Here is a 20,166-nt window from a genome sequence, read left to right on the forward strand (position 1 = left end):
ATGATTACATTTACGCTTTGCCTGCTGGCGTTGATAGCCGGCTATTTTATCTATGGACGCTTTATAGAACGCGTCTTCGGTCCCGATGACCGCAAAACACCTGCCCTTACAAGAGCCGATGGTGTGGATTACATTCCACTGCCTACTTGGAAGATTTTCATGATACAGTTTCTTAATATAGCCGGACTGGGACCTATCTTCGGCGCCATCATGGGAGCCAAGTTCGGCACGGCATCCTATCTGTGGATTGTACTTGGCAGTATCTTTGCCGGTGCAGTGCACGACTATCTTGCCGGTATGCTCTCCTTGCGGCATGACGGGGAAAGCCTGCCGGAAATCATCGGACGTTATTTGGGGTTGACCACTAAGCAGGTGATGCGTGGCTTCACCGTTGTCCTGATGATATTGGTGGGAGCTGTCTTTGTGGCAGGCCCTGCCGGACTGCTTGCCAAGCTGACCCCCGACAGCTTGGATACCACTTTCTGGATTATTGTAGTATTTGCTTATTATATTCTGGCTACCTTGTTGCCAGTAGATAAGATTATCGGCAAGATATATCCGTTGTTTGCCATAGCCTTGCTGTTTATGGCTGTCGGTATTTTGGTGATGCTCTATGTCAACCATCCCGAGTTGCCTGAAATATGGAACGGCTTGCAGAATACACATCCCAATGCGGCTTTGTTGCCTATCTTCCCTATTATGTTTGTCAGTATAGCTTGTGGTGCAATCAGTGGCTTTCATGCTACTCAAAGCCCTCTCATGGCACGCTGCATGACAAGTGAACGCCACGGACGTCCCGTCTTCTACGGAGCCATGATAACCGAAGGCATTGTAGCTTTGATTTGGGCTGCCGCCGCCACTTACTTTTTCCATCAGAATGGCATGGAAGAGACGAATGCCTCCATTATTGTAGATGCCATTACAAAAGACTGGCTGGGCGCCGTAGGTGGAGTATTGGCTATTCTGGGTGTCATTGCCGCCCCTATTACCAGTGGTGATACGGCTTTCCGTTCGGCACGTCTTATCGTGGCTGATTTCTTGGGAATGGAACAAAAATCCATGCGTAGTCGTTTATATATCTGCATACCGATGTTCCTGGTGGCCATCGGGTTGTTGCTTTACAGCCTGCGCGACAAGGATGGCTTTGATATGATTTGGCGCTATTTTGCTTGGGCCAACCAGACTTTGTCTGTTTTCACCTTGTGGGCAATTACCGTTTATCTGGTGCGTGAGAAAAAAGGGCATTATTTTTATATCACCTATTTTCCCGCATTGTTCATGACGGCTGTATGCACCACTTATATTTGCATTGCTCCCGAAGGACTCGGACTTCAGCCGCAGTATGCGCTGCCGATAGCTCTTTTGGCTGCTGTATTGGCCGGCTTCTGGTTTAATATCTGGTATTTCAAGACGACTAAAAAACTTTGGTAATGAAAAAAATAAAGAAATCTACCGGGCTTACGTTGGCCCTGCTTATTTACGTTTCTGCTACTGCCGCTTATTTCCTTCCCCGCAATACGGAAATCAGCGATACTGAGAAGTATGTCACTGTAGCTGCCTCGTATCTCATTGTATTTGTGTTGTGGCTGGTACTTCGCAAGAAGGAGGCGCTGCAACGCAAACGATTCGAAGAAGACAATAAACAACATTGATTATTCACTCAAAAAACAGAACAAGATGAAAAAACTGGCATTATTCGTTTGCTTGCTTGTTGTCACAGTGGCAGCTCAGGCACAGTTTGAAAAAGGTAAGTGGATTTTGAATCCGTCCATCACCGGTTTGGAATTCTCTCATGACACGGGAACCGACAAGACAAGTTTCGGGCTTGAAGCCAAAGGAGGTGCTTTCCTGCTCGACAATGTGGCTTTGCTGGTGCATGCCGGAGCTGCTTGGAATTCCGGAGGGTCTGACCTCGATGTCTATACGTTGGGTGTAGGCGGACGTTATTATTTCGACAAGATTGGCGTGTATCTGGGTGCCGATGTCAATGTAGACCGTTGGGACTGGGGACATGATTTGGATGATACCAAGTTCTCTTTCGGTCTGGAAGCCGGTTATGCTTTTTTCCTGACGCGTACGGTGACCATCGAACCTGCCGCTTATTGGAATATTAACGACGACCGTTCTAAATTCGGCCTGAAGGTAGGTTTCGGATTCTATTTCTAATCTCATTTTGCTACTCCTCCACAGAGTTTGTTTTTGCAAAACATCTGTCATGCTATCACGCGAGGGGGGGGATTCGCCTGACTACAAATGGCTTGTCGCGTGATAGATGGGTGTGATAGATAAATATTCTTACAAGTATCTATCACGCCCATTTTCGTTCCCATTCCGATTGTACTGCATACGTCTTTCATTGATGCTATTATCTTAGTTATCAGCTCTTTCTTACTGCAAAGTCCTGCCAACTTTTTGCAATGCCACTGCAAAGGTGTTGCAGTATCACTGCAAAAGGAATGCAGTGACTTTGCAGTGGCGATACAGTGCCGATTTAGCCGTTATCTTTCCTTTTCTCATGCCGCTATTGCATGTATTCCTTCTATAGTCTTACGAAATTAGGAGTTTTCTTTTTGATTGTGATTGCAGGAATGAGTATATTTGTATCTGATGCTATGAACTTGAAATACAAAATGCCATGAACAGAGTTTGTTTTCTCCTATTGCTTTGCTGCTTGTCATCTTGCCGAATGAATAAAACGGAACGTGTGGAAACGCTTGAAGATTCCGTAGGTACAGTAAGGATAGGCCAATGGATGGGAGAAAAAATAGTGAGCGATAGCCTCAAGATAGGGATTGCGGATGATGGTGACTGCTTGCAAAGGCAATTGCTTGCCATTCACGAAGAACTAGGAAAAAGATTGAATAATACACCATATATACACATTCAGAGGAATGTGACCGGATATGGGGTGGGGTTGCATTGCATCGATATAGATTTGATGGTGAATACTCCCGAGCGGCGGAAAGAGTTCCGGGAGAAAATAATGGACTCCCCCGTTTTCTGTTTTCATGGTGTAGAAGTCCCCGTCATCAACGAGAGAGTAGGCAGGAATCATATTCGTGGCATCCATATCCGTCCCGAATATCCGGTCTTTTCAACGAAAGCGACTCAGGCGACATTCATCCTCAGCAATCACAGCGGCGGAGATTTGACCTGCGGCGAGCATTACTACCTGACGTTCGAAGACGAAAAAGGTACCTGGCGGGAATTGCAGATAAACGCTGCCTTTTGGGACATCGCCTATGTGCTGCGGGATGGGGAGGAAAGGGTTATGAAAGCCTCCCTTTATCCGGATGTGCATCCCAACAAGCCGGGACGCTACCGTTACTTTTATGAGATAACCATCAGGAGGAAACCTGTCTTGATGATGGCTGAGTTTAGACTGACGGACAATGAGGAAGAATGGAGAACGGCGGAAAAGACATCTCTTCCTCCTTATGTCTCGGATGCAGGGAAGGGCGGGAGCCCACAATTGATAACGGAAGAGCCAATGGAAGAACCGGTCTATAAAGTAGTGGAAGTGATGCCCGAGTTTCCGGGAGGCATGAAAGCCTTGATGGATTTTATTCAAAAGAATGTCCGTTATCCGGAAGAAGCCCATAAGAATGGCATTCAGGGGAGAGTTATTGTCAGCGTGGTGATTGACGAGAATGGTCGTGTGGTGGACCCCGTTATTATGCGCAGCAGGTATCCTGCCTTGGATGAGGAAGCATTACGGATTGTAGGATTGATGCCACAATGGAAGCCGGGGATGCAGCAAGGTAAAGCCGTGAAGGTGGAATTTACTTTTCCGGTTACTTTTAAATTGGAGTAGTGGCACCCGGTAAGATTAAGCACAAAGACACGGAGGCATGGAGTTTTATTCTTTTTCCTTGAATTTAATATCTCTGTGTCTCCGTGCCTCTGTGTTCTATTTAAGGAAGAGAGGGGTGTAATTTCTCTTGCAAGAACTGCCCCGTATAGCTTGCCGCACACTTCGCCACTTCCTCCGGTGTACCGGTAGCTACGATGTTTCCTCCTTTGTCCCCTCCTTCGGGTCCCAGGTCTATCACATGGTCCGCACATTTCACCACATCCAGATTATGTTCGATGATGACAATGCTGTGCCCGCGGCGTATCAGGGCATCGAAGGCTTCGAGCAGTTTCTTGATGTCATGGAAGTGTAGTCCGGTAGTCGGTTCATCGAAGATGAACATGGTCGGGTCCGCTTTCTCCTGGCTGAGGTAGAAGGCGAGTTTCACGCGCTGGTTCTCTCCACCGGAGAGGGTGGAGGAGGCTTGCCCCAGTTTGATATATCCCAAACCTACATCCTGCAAGGGTTGCAGCTTCTTCACAATCTTTTTCTGTCCGTGTTGCGTAAAGAATTCGATGGCTTGGTTTACGGTCATCTCCAGTACGTCGTAGATATTCATGTTGTGGAACTTCACTTCCAGCGTGTCCGCCTTGAAGCGTTTGCCGTGGCAGGATTCGCATTCCAGTACAAGGTCTGCCATGAATTGCATCTCCACAGTGATGGTGCCTTCACCCTTGCACTCCTCGCAACGGCCACCTTCGCTGTTGAAGCTGAAGTATCCGGTACTGTATCCCATCTGCTTGGCAAGTGGCTGGTCTGCCCATAGTTTACGGATTTCGTCGTAGGCCTTGATGTAGGTCACGGGATTGCTTCGCGATGACTTCCCGATAGGATTCTGGTCTACAAACTCTACATTGCGCAGGTTCTGCAAATCTCCTCCGATGGAGGTGAACTCGCCCGGGCGTTCGCTGCATTCGTCCAGCTCGCGTTTCAGGGCGCGGTAGAAGATGTCGCGCACCAGCGTACTCTTGCCCGAACCGCTGACACCGGTCACCACGGTCATTACATTCAGCGGGAAGCGTGCCTCCACACCTTTCAGGTTGTTTTCGCGGGCCCCCTTTATTTCTATATAGTTGTTCCACGGGCGACGGTGTTCCGGCAGTGGGATTGTCTCTTCCCCCAGCAGATAGCGCACGGTATAACTGTCACTGTTTTTCTGAAGGTCTTTCATGTCTCCCTGATAGACCACCTCTCCTCCCAAGCGGCCTGCCCGGGGACCGATGTCGATGATATAGTCGGCAGCACGGATAATCTCTTCATCGTGTTCCACTACCACTACCGTATTGCCCAACTGTTGCAGCTGGCGGAGCACGTGTATCAGTTTGTCCGTATCGCGGCTATGCAGGCCGATACTCGGTTCGTCAAGAATATACAGGCTGCCCACCAGACTACTTCCCAGCGAGGTGGCTAGGTTGATTCGCTGGCTTTCACCGCCGGAGAGCGAGTTGCTGAGGCGGTTCAGCGTGAGGTATCCCAAACCGACATCCAATAGGAACTGGATGCGGCTGTTGATTTCTGTCAGGATGCGGCGGGCTATGTCGGCGTCATGTGGGTCTAGCTGCAGGTTGTCGAAGAAGAGCTTCAACTCAGTGATGGGCAAATCTACCAGTTCGGAGATGTTGCGTCCTCCCACGCGTACGTAGTTTGCTTCGGGTTTCAGGCGGGTGCCGTGACATTTGGGGCAGAGCGTCTTTCCGCGGTAGCGTGCCAGCATCACACGGTATTGTATCTTGTACTGGTTTTCCTGCACCATCTTGAAGAAGGCGTTGATGCCCTCAAAGTAGGGTGTCCCTTCCCACAGCATCCGGCGTTGCTCGTCGGTCAGTTCATAATAGGGAGTGAAGATGGGGAAGTCGGCTTTCTCGGCTCCGTGTATCACCATATCCCTCCATTCGCCCATCTTTTCGCCCCGCCAGCATACTACAGCGCCGTCATAGACGGACAAGGAGCGGTCGGGTATCACGAGATGCTCGTCGATGCCGATGACTTTCCCGAATCCCTCGCATACGGGGCATGCGCCGATGGGAGAGTTGAAGGAGAACATCTGGTCGTTCGGTTCTTCGAAGGTGATGCCGTCTGCTTCGAACTTGGTGCTGAAACGATAGAGGCAGGTACTCCCGTCAGGCTGGTAGAAACGCAGTAGGCAGGCACCGTCTCCTTCGTACATGGCTGTTTCGGCCGAGTCGGTGAGGCGGCTGACGGAATCCTTTTCTGAAGAGGCTGTCATACGGTCAATCAACAGAAAAACTGTGTCTCCGGCTTTCGGCTTGTATTCGTCGATGCGCATCATTTCACCATTCACTTCCAGACGGGTGAAACCTTGCTTCATGTCTATCTCCAGTTGTTGTTGCAGCGTGCGGTCTTCGCGCAGCAATATCGGGGCGAGTACGGTATATCTGGTTCCTTCCGGATATTCCAGCATGCACTTCACGATGTCTTCCGCCGAGTGCTTCTTCACTTCCAGTCCGCTGACCGGGCTGAAGGTTTTCCCTACGCGTGCGTAGAGCAACCGCAGATATTCGTATATTTCGGTGGAGGTGCCAACGGTGGACCGCGGATTGCGGCTGCTTACTTTCTGCTCAATGGCAATGGCAGGTGGAATCCCTTTGATGAAATCGCATTCAGGCTTGCTCATACGTCCCAGAAACTGGCGGGCATAACTGCTCAAGCTCTCCACGTAGCGGCGTTGCCCTTCGGCATATAATGTATCGAAAGCAAGTGAGGATTTTCCGGAACCGGACAGTCCGGTGATGACTACGAGTTTGTTACGGGGAATCTCTACGTCAATGTTCTTGAGGTTATTGACACGGGCCCCTTTTATGATAATCGATGTATTTTCTGCCATATCTGTAGGTTGGTTCGGTGGTTTACAGAATGCAAAGATAATGTTTGCTATCCGAATTGTAACAATCAGGCAAGGCAAAAGTGGATTTATTGGGGAGGAAAGATACCCTTGGTTAAGATTTGTTATACTTTCCGCTTTTTACCGGTATACTTAGGACAAAAGAATTAATTTCGCTTTTTTAATAAAAGCTATTGACCGGAATATGAGAATAAAATCCATTTTATGCCTATGTCTTTTGTCACTGATGGTGGCAGGAGGGGCATTTGCGCAAGTGCAGACCGGGTCTGCCTATCCTAAACGTGAATTTCGTGCAGCATGGATACAGTCAGTAAACGGACAGTTCCGTGGAATGCCGACCGAAAAGCTAAAGCAGAATCTGATCGGGCAGTTGAATTCCTTGCAGAAGGCAGGAATCAACGCCATAATTTTCCAGGTACGTCCCGAAGCGGATGCTCTGTATGCTTCCAGACTGGAACCGTGGAGTCGTTTCCTTACCGGAGTGCAGGGTAAAGCGCCCGAACCTTATTGGGACCCTATGCAGTTTATGATTGATGAATGCCATAAACGTGGCATGGAGTTTCATGCATGGATTAATCCGTATCGCACGAAGACGACCTTGAAGAGTGAGTTGGCTCCCAATCATGTGTACAATATCCATCCGGAATGGTTTGTCACTTATGGCGACCAGTTGTATTTTGACCCGGCACTGCCTGAGAGCCGCCGACACATCTGCATGGTGGTGAGCGACATTGTTTCCCGTTATGATGTGGATGCTATCCATATGGACGATTACTTTTATCCTTATCCCATTAAGGGAAAGGATTTCCCCGACGATGCAAGTTTTGCACGTTTTGGTGGAGGATTCAGCAATAAAGGAGACTGGCGCCGGAGCAACGTGAATGTGCTGATTAAAAAACTGCATGAAACTATCCGTGAAATCAAGCCGTGGGTGAAGTTCGGGATTTCTCCGTTTGGTATTTACCGGAACGAAAGCAGTGACCCGCTTGGCAGTAAGACCAAAGGCCTGCAAAACTACGATGACCTTTATGCAGATGTACTGCTATGGGCCCGTGAAGGTTGGATAGACTATAATATTCCGCAGATTTATTGGCATATAGGACATCCGGTTGCCGACTATGAGACACTGGTGAAGTGGTGGGCTAGGAATACGGAAAACCGTCCCTTGTTTATCGGTCAGTCCGTAATGAATACAGTGCAGAATGCTGACCCCAAGAACCCCTCAATAAATCAGCTTCCCCGCAAGATGGCCTTGCAGCGAGCTTATCAAACCATCGGTGGCAGTTGCCAGTGGCCCGCCAGTGCAGTGATTGAGAATGCGGGCAAGTATCGCGATGCTTTGATTGCCGAATATCATAAATATCCGGCATTGCCTCCCGTTTTCGATTTTATGGATAACGAAGCTCCAGGAAAGGTGCGTAAGATGAAACCGATATGGACGGAAGACGGATATATTCTTTTTTGGACAGCACCCAAGTATAAAGAGGAGATGAATCGTGCTGTCCAGTATGTAGTTTATCGTTTTGATGCCAAAGAGAAAGTGAATATAGACGATCCTTCCCATATTGTAGCCATCACGCGTGATAATTTCTATAAACTTCCTTATGAAGACGGAAAGACAAAGTACCGCTATGTGGTGACAGCCTTGGACCGTCTGCATAATGAATCGAAATCCGTTGGAAAGAAGATTAAACTTTAAAAAGAAAATTAAGGATTAGGGATTAACGTCTAATCCTTAATCCCTAATCCCTAATCCCTAATCCTTAATTTCCCTCCTTAATAAAGTATCAACCCTGCTATTCCACAGGCTACAATCATTCCTATCGGGTTCAGTTTATATTTTTTGGTGCCTACAAATGCCACGAGGAAAATGAGGCAGCTGATGACGAAGGAATATGTGTCTTCTTTGGGAGAACTGAAGTTTTCCGAATTCATCAATACCAGCGCGGCTGAGGCCAGCAGACCGACCACTGCCGGGCGGAGCCCGCTGAATACCGCTTCCACGGAAGGATGTTTCTGGTATTTCAGAAAGAATTTGCTGATGGTCAGCATCAGTAGGAAAGAGGGGAGCACTACGGCAAAAGTGGCGGTAATAGATCCCCATACACTACCGGTGACAGTAAAACCTACATAGGTTGCCGAATTGATACCTATCGGACCGGGTGTCATTTGGCTGATTGCCACGATATCAGTAAACTCTTGAGGGGAAAGCCAGCCATAACGGGTGACTACTTCGCCTTGTATCATAGACAGCATGGCATATCCGCCGCCAAAGCCGAAAAGGCCGATTTTAAAGAATGTATAGAATAGCTGTAAGAAAATCATGGTTAGTGATTAATGGTTAGTGATTAATGATTAGTGTTATTGCACCTTTCATTTTTTAATTCTTTCATTTTTAATTCTTCGATGTTTCCGACGTCCGAAGGCATATCCCCCTGCACCTGCTGCAATGATAATCCAGATGGGGGAGAAGTCCAGCAGCCAGATGAGCAGTGCTGAAACCACCGGTATCCATATATTGTATCGGTTTATCCGGGCCGATTTGGCCATGCTGAATGTAGGGGCGGCAATCAATGCAACCACTGCCGGGCGGATGCCTTTGAATATACGTTCCACAATGGTGTTGTTCTTGAAGTTGTGAAAGAACAACGCTATGGCGAGGATGATGAGAAACGAAGGAAGTATGGTTCCCAATGCAGTGATTATGCTCCCTCGTATTCCCCGTAGCCGGTACCCTATAAAAATGGATATATTGACGGCAAGAATGCCCGGAGCGGACTGTGATATAGCAAGCAGGTCAATGAAATCTTCTTTGGCTATCCAGTTTCGTTTGGTTACGATTTCGTTTTCTATCAGTGGTACCATGGCATAACCGCCGCCGATGGTAAAGGCTCCTATCTTAAAGAATATGGAGAATGCTTCAAGATATATATTCATATTCAAAATGTTGTAATTTACTTTATTTCTTTATCATCTTTCCCTTCTTTCCCTCTCTTGGCATATTGGCTTGGGCTCATATCGAAATGTTTCTTGAATACTTCACGGAAATATTTCGCATCACTGAAACCGGTCAGCTCTGAAATCTCGGTGATGGTATGCTTTTGTTCTTTCAGAAGTTGGGCGGCATGTTTCAGTCGAATCAGCCGGATGTAGTCAGCCGGAGCTTGGTCGGTCAGTGCCTTTATCTTGTTGTAGAAGCTGGTTCTACTCATATTCAGCAGGTTGCAGAGCACGTCGACGTTGAAGCTTGGGTTGTCCATATTGTCTTCGACACTCTTTTTGACGGTTGCAATGAATTTCCAGTCCAAGTCGTTGGAGCAGTTGATGCAATCCGTATTGTTTTTCTCGTCGTTCAGGTCCAGGCTGGCATATTTGTGGCGCAACAGTGTCCGGTTAGTCAGTAAGTTGGCAATGTTTGCCCGCAATATACCGATATTGAAGGGTTTCACAATATATTCATCTGCTCCGCTTTGCAGTCCCTCGATGATATTCTTGTCGGTATTCAGTGCTGTGAGCAGGATGATGGGGATATGTGATGTCTCGATGTCGTTCTTCAGGATATGGCACAACTCGTCTCCTCTCATTTCCGGCATCATGATGTCTGAAATGACTAGGTTAGGCATATACTCCTTGACAATGATCAGTGCCTCTTTTCCATTGGAGCATACTTGTATGTTGTACTGTTCAGACAATGTTCTGCGCAGATATTCCCTTAATTCGTCATTGTCCTCTACAATAAGAATTTTCTGGTGGCTACTGTTGTTTTGCGACTGTTGCTGCGTCTTGTCGTAGATGCCGCTGGAAGCAGGGGACGGTGTGGCGGAGGCATTGATGGGCACTCCGGAAGCCGAATAAACAATCCGTTCGTTTTGGGGTTGAGGGCGTTGGATTGCCTTGCGGAAATGCTTGTTCCCTTTGGGGAACGTGATTTTGATGCAAGAGCCTTTTCCTTCCATACTGCTGAAGTTGAGCTTTCCTTTATGTAAGCGTACAAGTTTCCCAACCAAGAGTAGTCCGATGCCGCTGCCGGTAACTTTGGAATTGATAGCATTGCTGCCGCGGAAATGCATCTTGAACAGCTTTTTTTGTTCCGAGGCCGGAATTCCGATACCGGTATCTTTCACCTCAATACTCCAGGTATCTTCCGTCTCGGAAGTAAAGACATGTACATTGCCGCCGTCCGGTGTATATTTCAATGCGTTGGATATGATATTCTTCAAAATGGAATCCATCTTGTCCTTGTCCAACCATACGTTCAGATAACGGAAACTGCTTTCGTAGGTCAGGTTGATGTGTTTTATGTTTGCGTATGGACGGAATGCATCGATTGTCTCCTCCATATATGTGCTCAGTTCGTATTCGGATACGTATAGACTTCCGGAATAGGTGTCTGCTCGTTCGAAATTAATAAGATTGGTGGTCAGGCGCAACAAGGCATTTACGTTTCGCAGAGCTGTGTTGATGTTGCTCTGTCCGCTGGAAGTCAGTTGTTCGCGTTCGGTGATTTCTTCCAAGGGTGCTTTGATGAGCGTCAGTGGAGTACGTATATCATGTGCCGTGTTGACGAAAAAGCGTATTTTCTCGTCGGATTCTTTCCGCTGTTTTCTCAAGGCTATGATTCGCAGGGCGATGCTTGCAATGGATATGATAATCACTGCATAGAGTATTAATGCCCAAAAACTGAGCCAGATGGGTTGTTCGATAATGATGTTCATACTACGTTCCTCCAGGACAATACGGCGGTCTTCGTTGGAGATGGCACGTACGCGGAGGGTATAGTTACCCGGACTCAGATTGGTAAAACGAATGACATTTTCCTGTCCCGGGCGGCTCCAGCCCTCATAGAATCCTTCCAGCTTCCAAGAGTACAGAATCAGGGAAGGGTAGTCATAGTTTATATCGGAAACTTGCAATGAGAAGATGTTCTGGTTGTACTTCAAACGCAAGGTTTCTGTCTCGTCTATATCCTGAATAAGTGGGGAACCTTCATCTTTGGGATAAACGGTCTGATAGAAAACCCGCAGGTCGCTGAATACCATTTTGAATTTATAGTCACGTGGCAGGACCATGTCCTTATCGAACTCTATGGCTCCGTCCGTACTGCCGAAAATGAAATTGCCGTTTCCTCTTAAGGTGCCTGAAGCTGCATTGAAATGATCTGACTTCAGTCCTTGTTCTTTGGTCCAGTTATGGAATGTCTCTTCGGCAGGATAGAAGGTGGACAGACCGTGTTCTGTACTCAGAAAGATATTTCCTTTTCCATCAGACAATAGTGTATAGATATTATTGGAAATCAAGGCACAGTTGTCTCTATGATAGTGTCTGAATGTATTTTTGGCCGTATCATATACCAGTAAACCGGCATTGTTGGTACCGATGTACAACATTCCGTCAGAGGTCTGGCATAGAGAGTAGATATAGTATGATTCTACTGGCATTCGGATATAGGTGTACTTGCCGGTTGCTTTTTCTAATAAGTATAGGCCGGTTGCAGTGCCTATCCACATATGTGTGGAGTCTTTTTCTATAATGGCGGTAATGCCGTTCAGACCGGGGAAATGCCGTATGCTTTTGCTGGAATAGTCTATTTCCTTCAAGTTATAATACCCTCCGGACCAGATGTTTCCTGAAGAGTCTTTCATGATAGAACGGATATACTTGTCCGGCCGGATATTGAGGTTGCTGAATAAGGATGGAGTGAAGAAATCTACGGACTGTTGCTTCTTGTTTATCTGATAGATGCCTGAACTGTAACCTCCGGCCCAGATGATACCAGGCTCAACCTCGCATAGTGAGATAAAGGTGTGGTTTTTACTGTGGCTTGCAGGATCGAAGGTACTGAGAAAAGAATGCCATTGGTTTGTTTTACTATTATAAAGGCTGATGCCGTTGTTGGTGGCAAACCATAAATCTCCGTCATGATCTTCGATGATGGCATTTACTTGGTCATTGATGAGTGACTGTTTATTACCGATAGAGTGTTTTATCCATTGGTAATCGGCATATCGGTTGTCGCGTACGGTGATACCGATGGGATAATTGGCTATCCAGATGCGTTGTTCGCTGTCAATGTAGATGTCGTTGATGGTATTCCCGTTCATAGAGTTGTGCCGGTTGTAGTCGGCAACAATGTATGGTACGGACTCATAAGTAGCAGCGTTCATTTTGTAGATGCCGGCTCCGTCTGTTGCAATGAGAATTTCATTGTCAGTGTAGGAACGGATGCAGTTGATGCTGACATCCATCAGGCCGGACGGTATATGCATGACTTTATGTTTGTTCAAGTCATAGACAAATATTCCTCGTTGAAAAGTACCGATAAAAACCTTACGGGACGGTTTGTGATAGTATAATTCGTTGATTTGTACCTTTAAGGTATCCAATTGGTCGCAGGGACTCAAGGTGAGTACATTGTTTTCCAATTCGGCATAATGTATGCCGATGTCGGTTCCGATAAAGAAATGAGTTGAGTCAATCTGTACGATGTCCGTGATTCGTTCTTTTATTTCATTTTGAATGAAGGTCACTTTTTGAGTATTACTGTCGTACAGATATAGGGCATCTTCATTGCAAAGCCATATTACGCTGTTGGCATCCACAAAACCATAGCTGATGGGAGTAGGACGTCCTTTTACTTCATTTTCGGGTAGCTTGTATACTAAGACAAAACGGTCGTGTCTTGTGTCGTAGCGGAACACACGTCCTTTTTTGCCTATTTCCCATATGGTTCCTTTAGGATCCACATAGAGCCAGTTCAGATTCATCATGGAATTTACTTCTTCATCTCCGTCCATCAGTTTGTAAGACTTGAAATCTTTTCCGCTATATCGGTCGATGCCGTCGTGGGTGAGAAACCACATGTAACCTTTGGGGCCCTTTTGAATGGCATATACCCGTCTGTTGCTCAAACCGTCTTCCACATCGATGTACTTGTATGTTTGCGCAATGCCTATAATTGGCAATAATAGTAGTATGTAGAAAAAGAAGTACTTTTTCATAATTGTCGAACGGTTTTTGAATGTTGTACTGAGGGAGAGTTGAAAATAAACACAAAAGTAGTGCTTTTGTTCGAGAAAAGCAAAAGGAAGGCAAAGAATGGAAAAAATGAACAAGCGCGGATTTATTTGTCAACCCGCGCTTGTCACATTTCTATTAAGAAGGAAGTTCTGTTTATTTTTTATTGGCTTCCACCCACTTGCGTGCATTGACAAACGCTTCTATCCAAGGAGTGATTTGGTCGCTGTTTACGCGGTCTGCGGGGTAGCAACCATTTTGCCAGGGGAAGATAGCACGTTCCAAGTGGGGCATCATGGCCAGATGGCGTCCGTCGGCACTTGCCAATCCGGCTATGGAATAATCCGAACCGTTGGGGTTGGCAGGATATTCGTCGTATGAGTATTTCAGCACAACGTTGTATTTGTCCTCATCGTACGGCAAAGAGAATTTGCCTTCGCCGTGGGCCACCCAGATACCCAGTTTACTGCCGCTCAAAGACCCGAGCATTACACTGCGGTTAGTGGGAACGGTAACACCGAGGTATCTGGATTCGAATTTGTGGGAATCGTTGTGCAACATCTTGCCTTTCTTTTCAAGCTCGGGATTGATAAGGTTGAGTTCCATCATAAGCTGGCAACCGTTGCAGACGCCTAGCGAAAGCGTATCCTTGCGTGCATAGTACTTATCGAGCGCTTCTTTGGCTTTCGGATTGAAAAGGAAGGCACCGGCCCAACCCTTAGCAGAACCAAGCACGTCGGAATTGGAGAAACCACCGCAGTAAACAATCATGTTTACATCTTCCAGCGTCTCGCGGCCGCTGATAAGGTCGGTCATTGTAACATCTTTCACATCGAAGCCTGCCAAATAGAGCGAGTAGGCCATTTCGCGTTCGCCGTTAGTCCCTTTTTCACGGATGATGGCAGCGCGTATACCGGAAGGTGTGCGGCGGTCCGGGGTAATGCCGTATTGTGAGAACTTGCCTTTGAAGTCCGGCATGAAGGCGAATTCCACCGGTTGCATCTTGTAGTTCTCGAAACGCTTCTTGGCACAGCCGTTCATGGACTGTTTACGATCAAGGAGATAAGAAGTGGAGTACCATACATCACGCATATAGTCGATGCCGAACTGATAAGTAGCATCGCCTTTTGATACAAGAATATGGCGTTCGTCTGTCGGTTTACCGAGTTTCACATAACCTACGCCTGCATCTTCCAGGATTTGCTTTACTGTTTCCTTATGCTTGTCACTCACCTGAATAACGATACCCGGATTCTCTGCAAACAGAATCTTGATAAGGTCTTGCTCCTTGATTTTATCCAGGTTGATTTCCATACCGCCCTCCACATTGGCAAAGCACATTTCAAGCAGTGTAGTGATAAGGCCACCGGCAGAAATATCATGTCCGGCAAGAATCAGTCCCTTGTTGACCAGCTCCTGCACGGCAAGGAAAGCATCGCGGAAGTATTCGGCATCCTGCACGCTGGGAACTTCGTCACCCACTTTGCCCAGGGTTTGGGCGAAGGCGGAACCACCGAGTTTCAGGTTGTCGAAACTGAAGTCTATATGATAAATGGTAGTTTTTTCATTGTTGACCAGCACTGGAGAAACGACCTTCTTGACATCGGAAACTTCTCCACCGGCAGAAACAATTACCGTGCCCGGAGAAATGACTTTGCTGCCGTCGGGGTATTTCTGTGTCATGGAAAGAGAGTCTTTACCAGTCGGTACATTGATTTGCAGGGAACAGCAGAAGTCGCTCAATGCCTTTACTGCCGTGTACAGACGGGCATCTTCACCTTCTTGCGAACGGCAAGGCCACATCCAGTTGGCAGAAAGGGAAACGCTGTCCAGACCTTCGGCAAGCGGTGCCCAAACCAAGTTGGTCAAGGCTTCGCTGACGGAAAGAACGGAGCCGGCTGCCGGGTCGGCAAGTGCCGCCTGGGGAGCATGGCCCAGAGAGGTTGCGATACCCTTTTCGCCGCGATAGTCCAAAGCTACCACACCACAATCGCTCAGAGGCAACTGCAATTCACCCTGGCACTGCTGGCGAGCAATCTTGCCTGTTACAGAACGGTCTACCTTGTTTGTCAACCAGTCTTTACAAGCCACAGCTTCCAGTTGGAGCACATTGGTGAGGTATTCATGTAGTTGGGAAAGTTCGTATTGGGGCATTTTGTAATGACGTTCCACGGTCTTGTCCACCATATAAGTCTTGGGGGAAGAGCCGAACATCTGTTCTACGGCGAGGTCGAACGGACGTACACCGTCAGCTTGCTGGAAGGCAAAGCGATGGTCACCGGTGGTTTCACCTACTACGTACATCGGAGCGCGTTCGCGTTCGGCTACCTTGCGTACATGTTCGATGGCCTCTTCCTGAATCAGCAAGCCCATGCGTTCCTGGCTTTCGTTGGCTATGATTTCCTTGGCAGACAGCGTGGTGTCACCGATGGGTAACTTGCTCATGTCAATCAGGCCGCCGCATTCCTCTACCAATTCAGACAGACAGTTAACATGTCCGGCAGAGCCGTGGTCGTGGATGGAGACAACCGGATTGGTCTCTTCCTCACAAAGTGCGCGTACCACGTTGTAGGCACGTTTTTGCATTTCGGCGTTGGCGCGTTGCACGGCATTCAGCTCGATGCCACTGCTGTAGCGTCCGGTATCTACGGAAGATACGGAGCCGCCGCCCAGACCGATGCGGTAATTGTCTCCACCGATAACAACCACTTTGTTTCCGGCTTCCGGTGTACCTTTCAAACAGTCGCGTTGGGTACCGTAGCCTACGCCTCCAGCAAGCATAATCACTTTGTCGTAACCATAGACTTCATCATTTTCCTTATGTTCGAAAGTGAGCACGGAACCGCAGATTAGCGGTTGACCGAATTTGTTTCCGAAATCACTGGCACCATTGGAGGCCTTGATCAGTATTTGTTCGGGAGTCTGATACAGCCATTTGCGTACCGGCAGAATCTCTTCCCAAGGACGTCCTTCTTCCGTACGGGGGTAGGAGGTCATATAGACGGCTGTTCCGGCAATCGGCCAAGAGCCCTTACCGCCGCCCATACGGTCGCGGATTTCACCGCCCGTACCGGTAGATGCACCGTTGAACGGTTCTACGGTAGTGGGAAAGTTATGTGTTTCCGCTTTCAGGGAGATGACACTCTTGATGTCTTTTACTTGGAAATAGTCGGGCTTGGAGTGGTCTGCCGGAGCAAACTGTTCGATAACCGGACCTTCGGCAAAGGCCACATTGTCTTTGTAGGCAGAGATAATCTTGTTGGGATTCTCTTGTGTGGTCTTCTTTATCATTTGGAAGAGTGAAGATTCTTGTTCTACTCCATCGATGATGAATGTCCCGCCGAAGATTTTGTGACGGCAGTGCTCGGAGTTGATTTGCGCAAAACCGAATACTTCGGAGTCCGTCAGAGGGCGTCCAAGATCTTTTTCTACCTTCTTGAGGTAGTCCATTTCCTCTTTGGAAAGTGCCAGCCCTTCTTTCTCATTGTATTCCTCCAGGTCTTCGATGTGTACAATCGGTTCCGGTTGCCGGTTGGTTGTAAATACATTCTGGTCCAGCCCCTTGTACATACGTTGCAGCATCGGGTCATGGTCTGCATTCTCATCTTTTACGGGGAAATACTCCTCGATGCGGATAATGCCGTCCAGTCCCATGTTCTGGGTGATTTCTACGGCGTTTGTACTCCACGGAGTAATCATCTCGCGGCGCGGGCCGACGAAATGTCCTTTCAGGTTGTCTTCACTTTCGGGGGTGGCTTCTCCAAAAAGCCAGCAGAGTTTGTCGCTGTCTGCCTGGGGGAGTTCATGATTACATTCTACGGCAATCACACTCTTGGATGGTGTTCTGAAAAAAAGAATCATAGTTATATTTACGATTTTACGATTTACGATTTTACGATTGAAGTTACTTCTTTGAATATCTTCATCTTTTCTTCTTGGGGACAAAGATACGCAAAATCGGTGGGGAGGAGAAAAAAAGGAAAACAAAAAACGCATGCAATTTTACTTGTATGCGTTTTTTATTCTGTTTTATAAAGCCGGATGTATATTATTGTATGACGATTTCATCCGTAAATAAGAATTGTTTCTTCCCTTGTATGGCGTGGAAGCGTACATACCGTGCTTCAGTAGGGGTGCCGGTCCATCCGAAATTTCTGAAAATCACGTCTTTTCCGGCATCCTCCTCGCTGCAAGTATCACTGCCCAGCAGGGAGAATTCTTTGCCGTCCACTGATGCCCACACTTCTACTTTGGCTGGAAGAAAAACCTGCGGGGTACGGATTTGCATGAAGTTGGCCATGACCCGCTGTATAGCGGTCACTTCGCCCAAGTCGATGGTGGCATCCAAATCATTGGGGCAGAATCCCTGCCAACGCCCGTCCATGTAGCTTTTACCGCCGCGAAGTCCGTCGAGGAGACCGGTGTCACCGCCGCCTTTGTATACTTCTTTATGCTGATAGTATCCGCCGCCCGGTGCATAGGTTATCTTTTTGCCTATGCCTTTGTGATAGTCGGTGCGCAGGTGAAGGCTTTTTCCGATAGGCTTTTCTCCATCGAAAAGACGTGCGGTCAGCAATATGGAGTCTTTTACGGCAAACGGTTTCTTGTATAACTTGGAAGACGCAGTCGGTTCGGAACCGTCCGTTGTGTAGCGGATGTCAATCGGATGTTTTTCGGAGGTGAGGGACAGCATGATTCTTTTCTTGGCATAGTCAACGGTCTGGCTGGTCTGCACTAGTTCCGACAAGGTGAACGGGTTGTAGCCTATTGCTTTGATATGGCGTATTTCGTTGTTGATACGTCTCTTGAAACTTTCTGAATGCTTGTTCTTCATGGGAGTCCATCCTACTTCTGCCAGAGCGATGATGCGCGGGTATATCATATATTCGGCATGTTCGTAAGTGGGTAGATATTCGGCCCATACATTGCCTTGCACGCCTAATATGTATTTGCAGATATCACTTTCCAATGAGTCGGGAGCCGGGTCGTAGGAGTAGGTCTGTCCGATGGGGACGCAGGCGCCGAACGCCAGCGGCTGTGTCTCGGGGTCATCCTGGTAGTGGTCCAGATAACAGTGGCTCTCCGGTGTCATGATGGCGTAATGCCCCATGCGGGCGGCGGCAATGCCACCTTCCGTACCCCGCCACGACATGACGGTTGCGTTGGGGGCCAGGCCTCCGTCCAGTATCTCATCCCAGCCGATGATTTCACGCCCTTTGTCGTTGAGGTACTTCTCTATGCGGGCTATCATATAGCTTTGCAGCTCACTTTCATCTTTGAGCCCTTCTTCCTTCATGCGCTTCTGGCATTTGGGACATGCTTTCCAGTGGCGTCTGCTGGCTTCATCGCCTCCAATATGGATATAACGGGAAGGGAACAGCCGTATCACTTCATCCAGCACATCTTCGAAGAACTTGAAGGTCTCTTCGTTGCCGATACAGACTTCACCGGATGTATAAGGCTCGCCGGTACAGGACAGCTGTGGATAGGCTGCCAGTACTTCTCCTGAGTGTCCCGGCATTTCTATTTCGGGGATGACAGTAACATGCCTCAAGCGGGCGTATTCTAAAACTTCGCGTACATCTGCTTCTGTATAGTAGCCTCCATAGGCTCCTTCTTCATCCTTTTCGCAGAAGCGGTGGTTATATTTCCCCCAATCCTGCAGATTGGCGGCTTTTCTCCAGGCTGCGAATTCTGTCAGGCGGGGATAGCCCGGAATCTCCAGCCGCCATCCGGCACCGTCGGTCAGATGCCAATGCAGGCGGTTAATTTTGTAGGTGGCTACCAGGTCTATTTGTTTCTTGACATAGTCCGTGTTAAAGAAGTGCCTTGAAACATCCAGGTGCAGCCCACGGTAGGGGAATCTGGGTTCGTCCTTGATGGTCGTGACTGGCAGTTCCTTCCCGTTACGGGCAAGTTGTGCCAGGGTTTGCAGTCCATAGAAGGCACCTGCTGCGGAGGAGGCCTGAATATTTACACCTTGTTTGCTGACTGTCAGGTTGTAGCCTTCGGCGGCGATTGGATTGTCCGTCTCGTCCGTTATTTCTATCGTTACAAAAGGATTCTTGTCGACAAGCTTCATGGGGATGGCAAAGTCCGGCAGATAGGCCAGCAGGTCATTCATGTCGGATTTCGCCAGATTGGTCGAGAAGGTTACCGTAGATGGCAGTTCGACTGTTTTTGACGTAGTTTGGGCATACTGCGGATATGGAATCACACCGAGTTCCTTGGGAGCTTCGCATGCCGTCAGTAGTAAGACGGTCATGGAAACGAGTGCTAGAGTTTTTTTTATTCGTTTCATTAGGGGGTATTGTTAAGTTCGGAGGTAAATATACGGAATAATATGTAAAATGGATAATCTTTACTTCTTAAAATCCTTTTCCGTCGAAAAAACGTTAACACTATTCGTTCGTCTCATAAAAAAGTCCGATATTTG

General features: G+C 47.8%; 11 protein-coding genes. 5 read left to right on the top strand and 6 right to left on the bottom strand.

Annotation, left to right across the window (positions count from 1 at the left end):
- The 4 genes from JXR92_RS08695 to JXR92_RS08710 all read left to right on the top strand — a co-directional run bounded on the left by JXR92_RS08695 (position 1) and on the right by JXR92_RS08710 (position 3,814).
- Positions 1-1,431, top strand: a complete 1,431-nt coding sequence (locus tag JXR92_RS08695) for a carbon starvation CstA family protein (RefSeq protein ID WP_117601447.1) — start codon at positions 1-3, stop codon at positions 1,429-1,431.
- Positions 1,431-1,652, top strand: a complete 222-nt coding sequence (locus tag JXR92_RS08700; protein ID WP_005826297.1) for a hypothetical protein — start codon at positions 1,431-1,433, stop codon at positions 1,650-1,652. Before JXR92_RS08695 ends, JXR92_RS08700 begins: the two co-directional genes overlap by 1 nt.
- 25 nt (positions 1,653-1,677) lie before the next feature.
- Positions 1,678-2,166 carry an outer membrane beta-barrel protein gene (locus JXR92_RS08705; protein ID WP_117601448.1) on the top strand — a complete coding sequence of 163 codons (489 nt, stop codon included), beginning with the start codon at positions 1,678-1,680 and terminating at the stop codon, positions 2,164-2,166.
- A gap of 469 nt (positions 2,167-2,635) precedes the next feature.
- Complete coding sequence (locus tag JXR92_RS08710; protein WP_119961627.1) at positions 2,636-3,814, top strand: energy transducer TonB; 1,179 nt, start codon at positions 2,636-2,638, stop codon at positions 3,812-3,814.
- 100 nt (positions 3,815-3,914) lie between these two features.
- On the opposite strand, the gene uvrA is transcribed toward JXR92_RS08710, so the two are convergent.
- The gene (gene uvrA, locus JXR92_RS08715) at positions 3,915-6,698 is read right to left on the bottom strand and encodes an excinuclease ABC subunit UvrA (protein WP_119961626.1); all 2,784 of its coding nucleotides are present in this window, start codon (positions 6,696-6,698) and stop codon (positions 3,915-3,917) included.
- 202 nt (positions 6,699-6,900) lie between these two features.
- Here uvrA and JXR92_RS08720 point away from each other — a divergent pair, with 202 nt between their 5' ends.
- The gene (locus JXR92_RS08720) at positions 6,901-8,415 is read left to right on the top strand and encodes a glycoside hydrolase family 10-like protein (protein ID WP_117965100.1); all 1,515 of its coding nucleotides are present in this window, start codon (positions 6,901-6,903) and stop codon (positions 8,413-8,415) included.
- Between the two features lie 77 nt (positions 8,416-8,492).
- On the opposite strand, the gene JXR92_RS08725 is transcribed toward JXR92_RS08720, so the two are convergent.
- From JXR92_RS08725 to JXR92_RS08745, 5 genes are all read right to left on the bottom strand, one after another.
- Positions 8,493-9,041, bottom strand: a complete 549-nt coding sequence (locus tag JXR92_RS08725) for a chromate transporter (protein ID WP_117601452.1) — start codon at positions 9,039-9,041, stop codon at positions 8,493-8,495.
- 48 nt (positions 9,042-9,089) lie between these two features.
- Positions 9,090-9,653 (bottom strand): chromate transporter, encoded by a 564-nt coding sequence (locus JXR92_RS08730; protein ID WP_117601453.1) that lies wholly within the window; start codon positions 9,651-9,653, stop codon positions 9,090-9,092.
- A 17-nt stretch (positions 9,654-9,670) separates the two neighbouring features.
- On the bottom strand, positions 9,671-13,714 hold the full coding sequence (locus JXR92_RS08735) for a hybrid sensor histidine kinase/response regulator transcription factor (protein WP_119961624.1): 4,044 nt from the start codon (positions 13,712-13,714) through the stop codon (positions 9,671-9,673).
- A 172-nt stretch (positions 13,715-13,886) separates the two neighbouring features.
- The gene (purL, locus tag JXR92_RS08740; RefSeq protein ID WP_035449569.1) at positions 13,887-17,591 is read right to left on the bottom strand and encodes a phosphoribosylformylglycinamidine synthase; all 3,705 of its coding nucleotides are present in this window, start codon (positions 17,589-17,591) and stop codon (positions 13,887-13,889) included.
- Positions 17,592-17,778: 187 nt separating this feature from the next.
- On the bottom strand, positions 17,779-20,031 hold the full coding sequence (locus JXR92_RS08745) for a glycoside hydrolase family 20 protein (RefSeq protein WP_138344730.1): 2,253 nt from the start codon (positions 20,029-20,031) through the stop codon (positions 17,779-17,781).
- Positions 20,032-20,166 lie beyond the last annotated feature (135 nt).

The organism is Bacteroides parvus (assembly GCF_017309675.2).
Classification (GTDB): domain Bacteria; phylum Bacteroidota; class Bacteroidia; order Bacteroidales; family Bacteroidaceae; genus Bacteroides; species Bacteroides uniformis.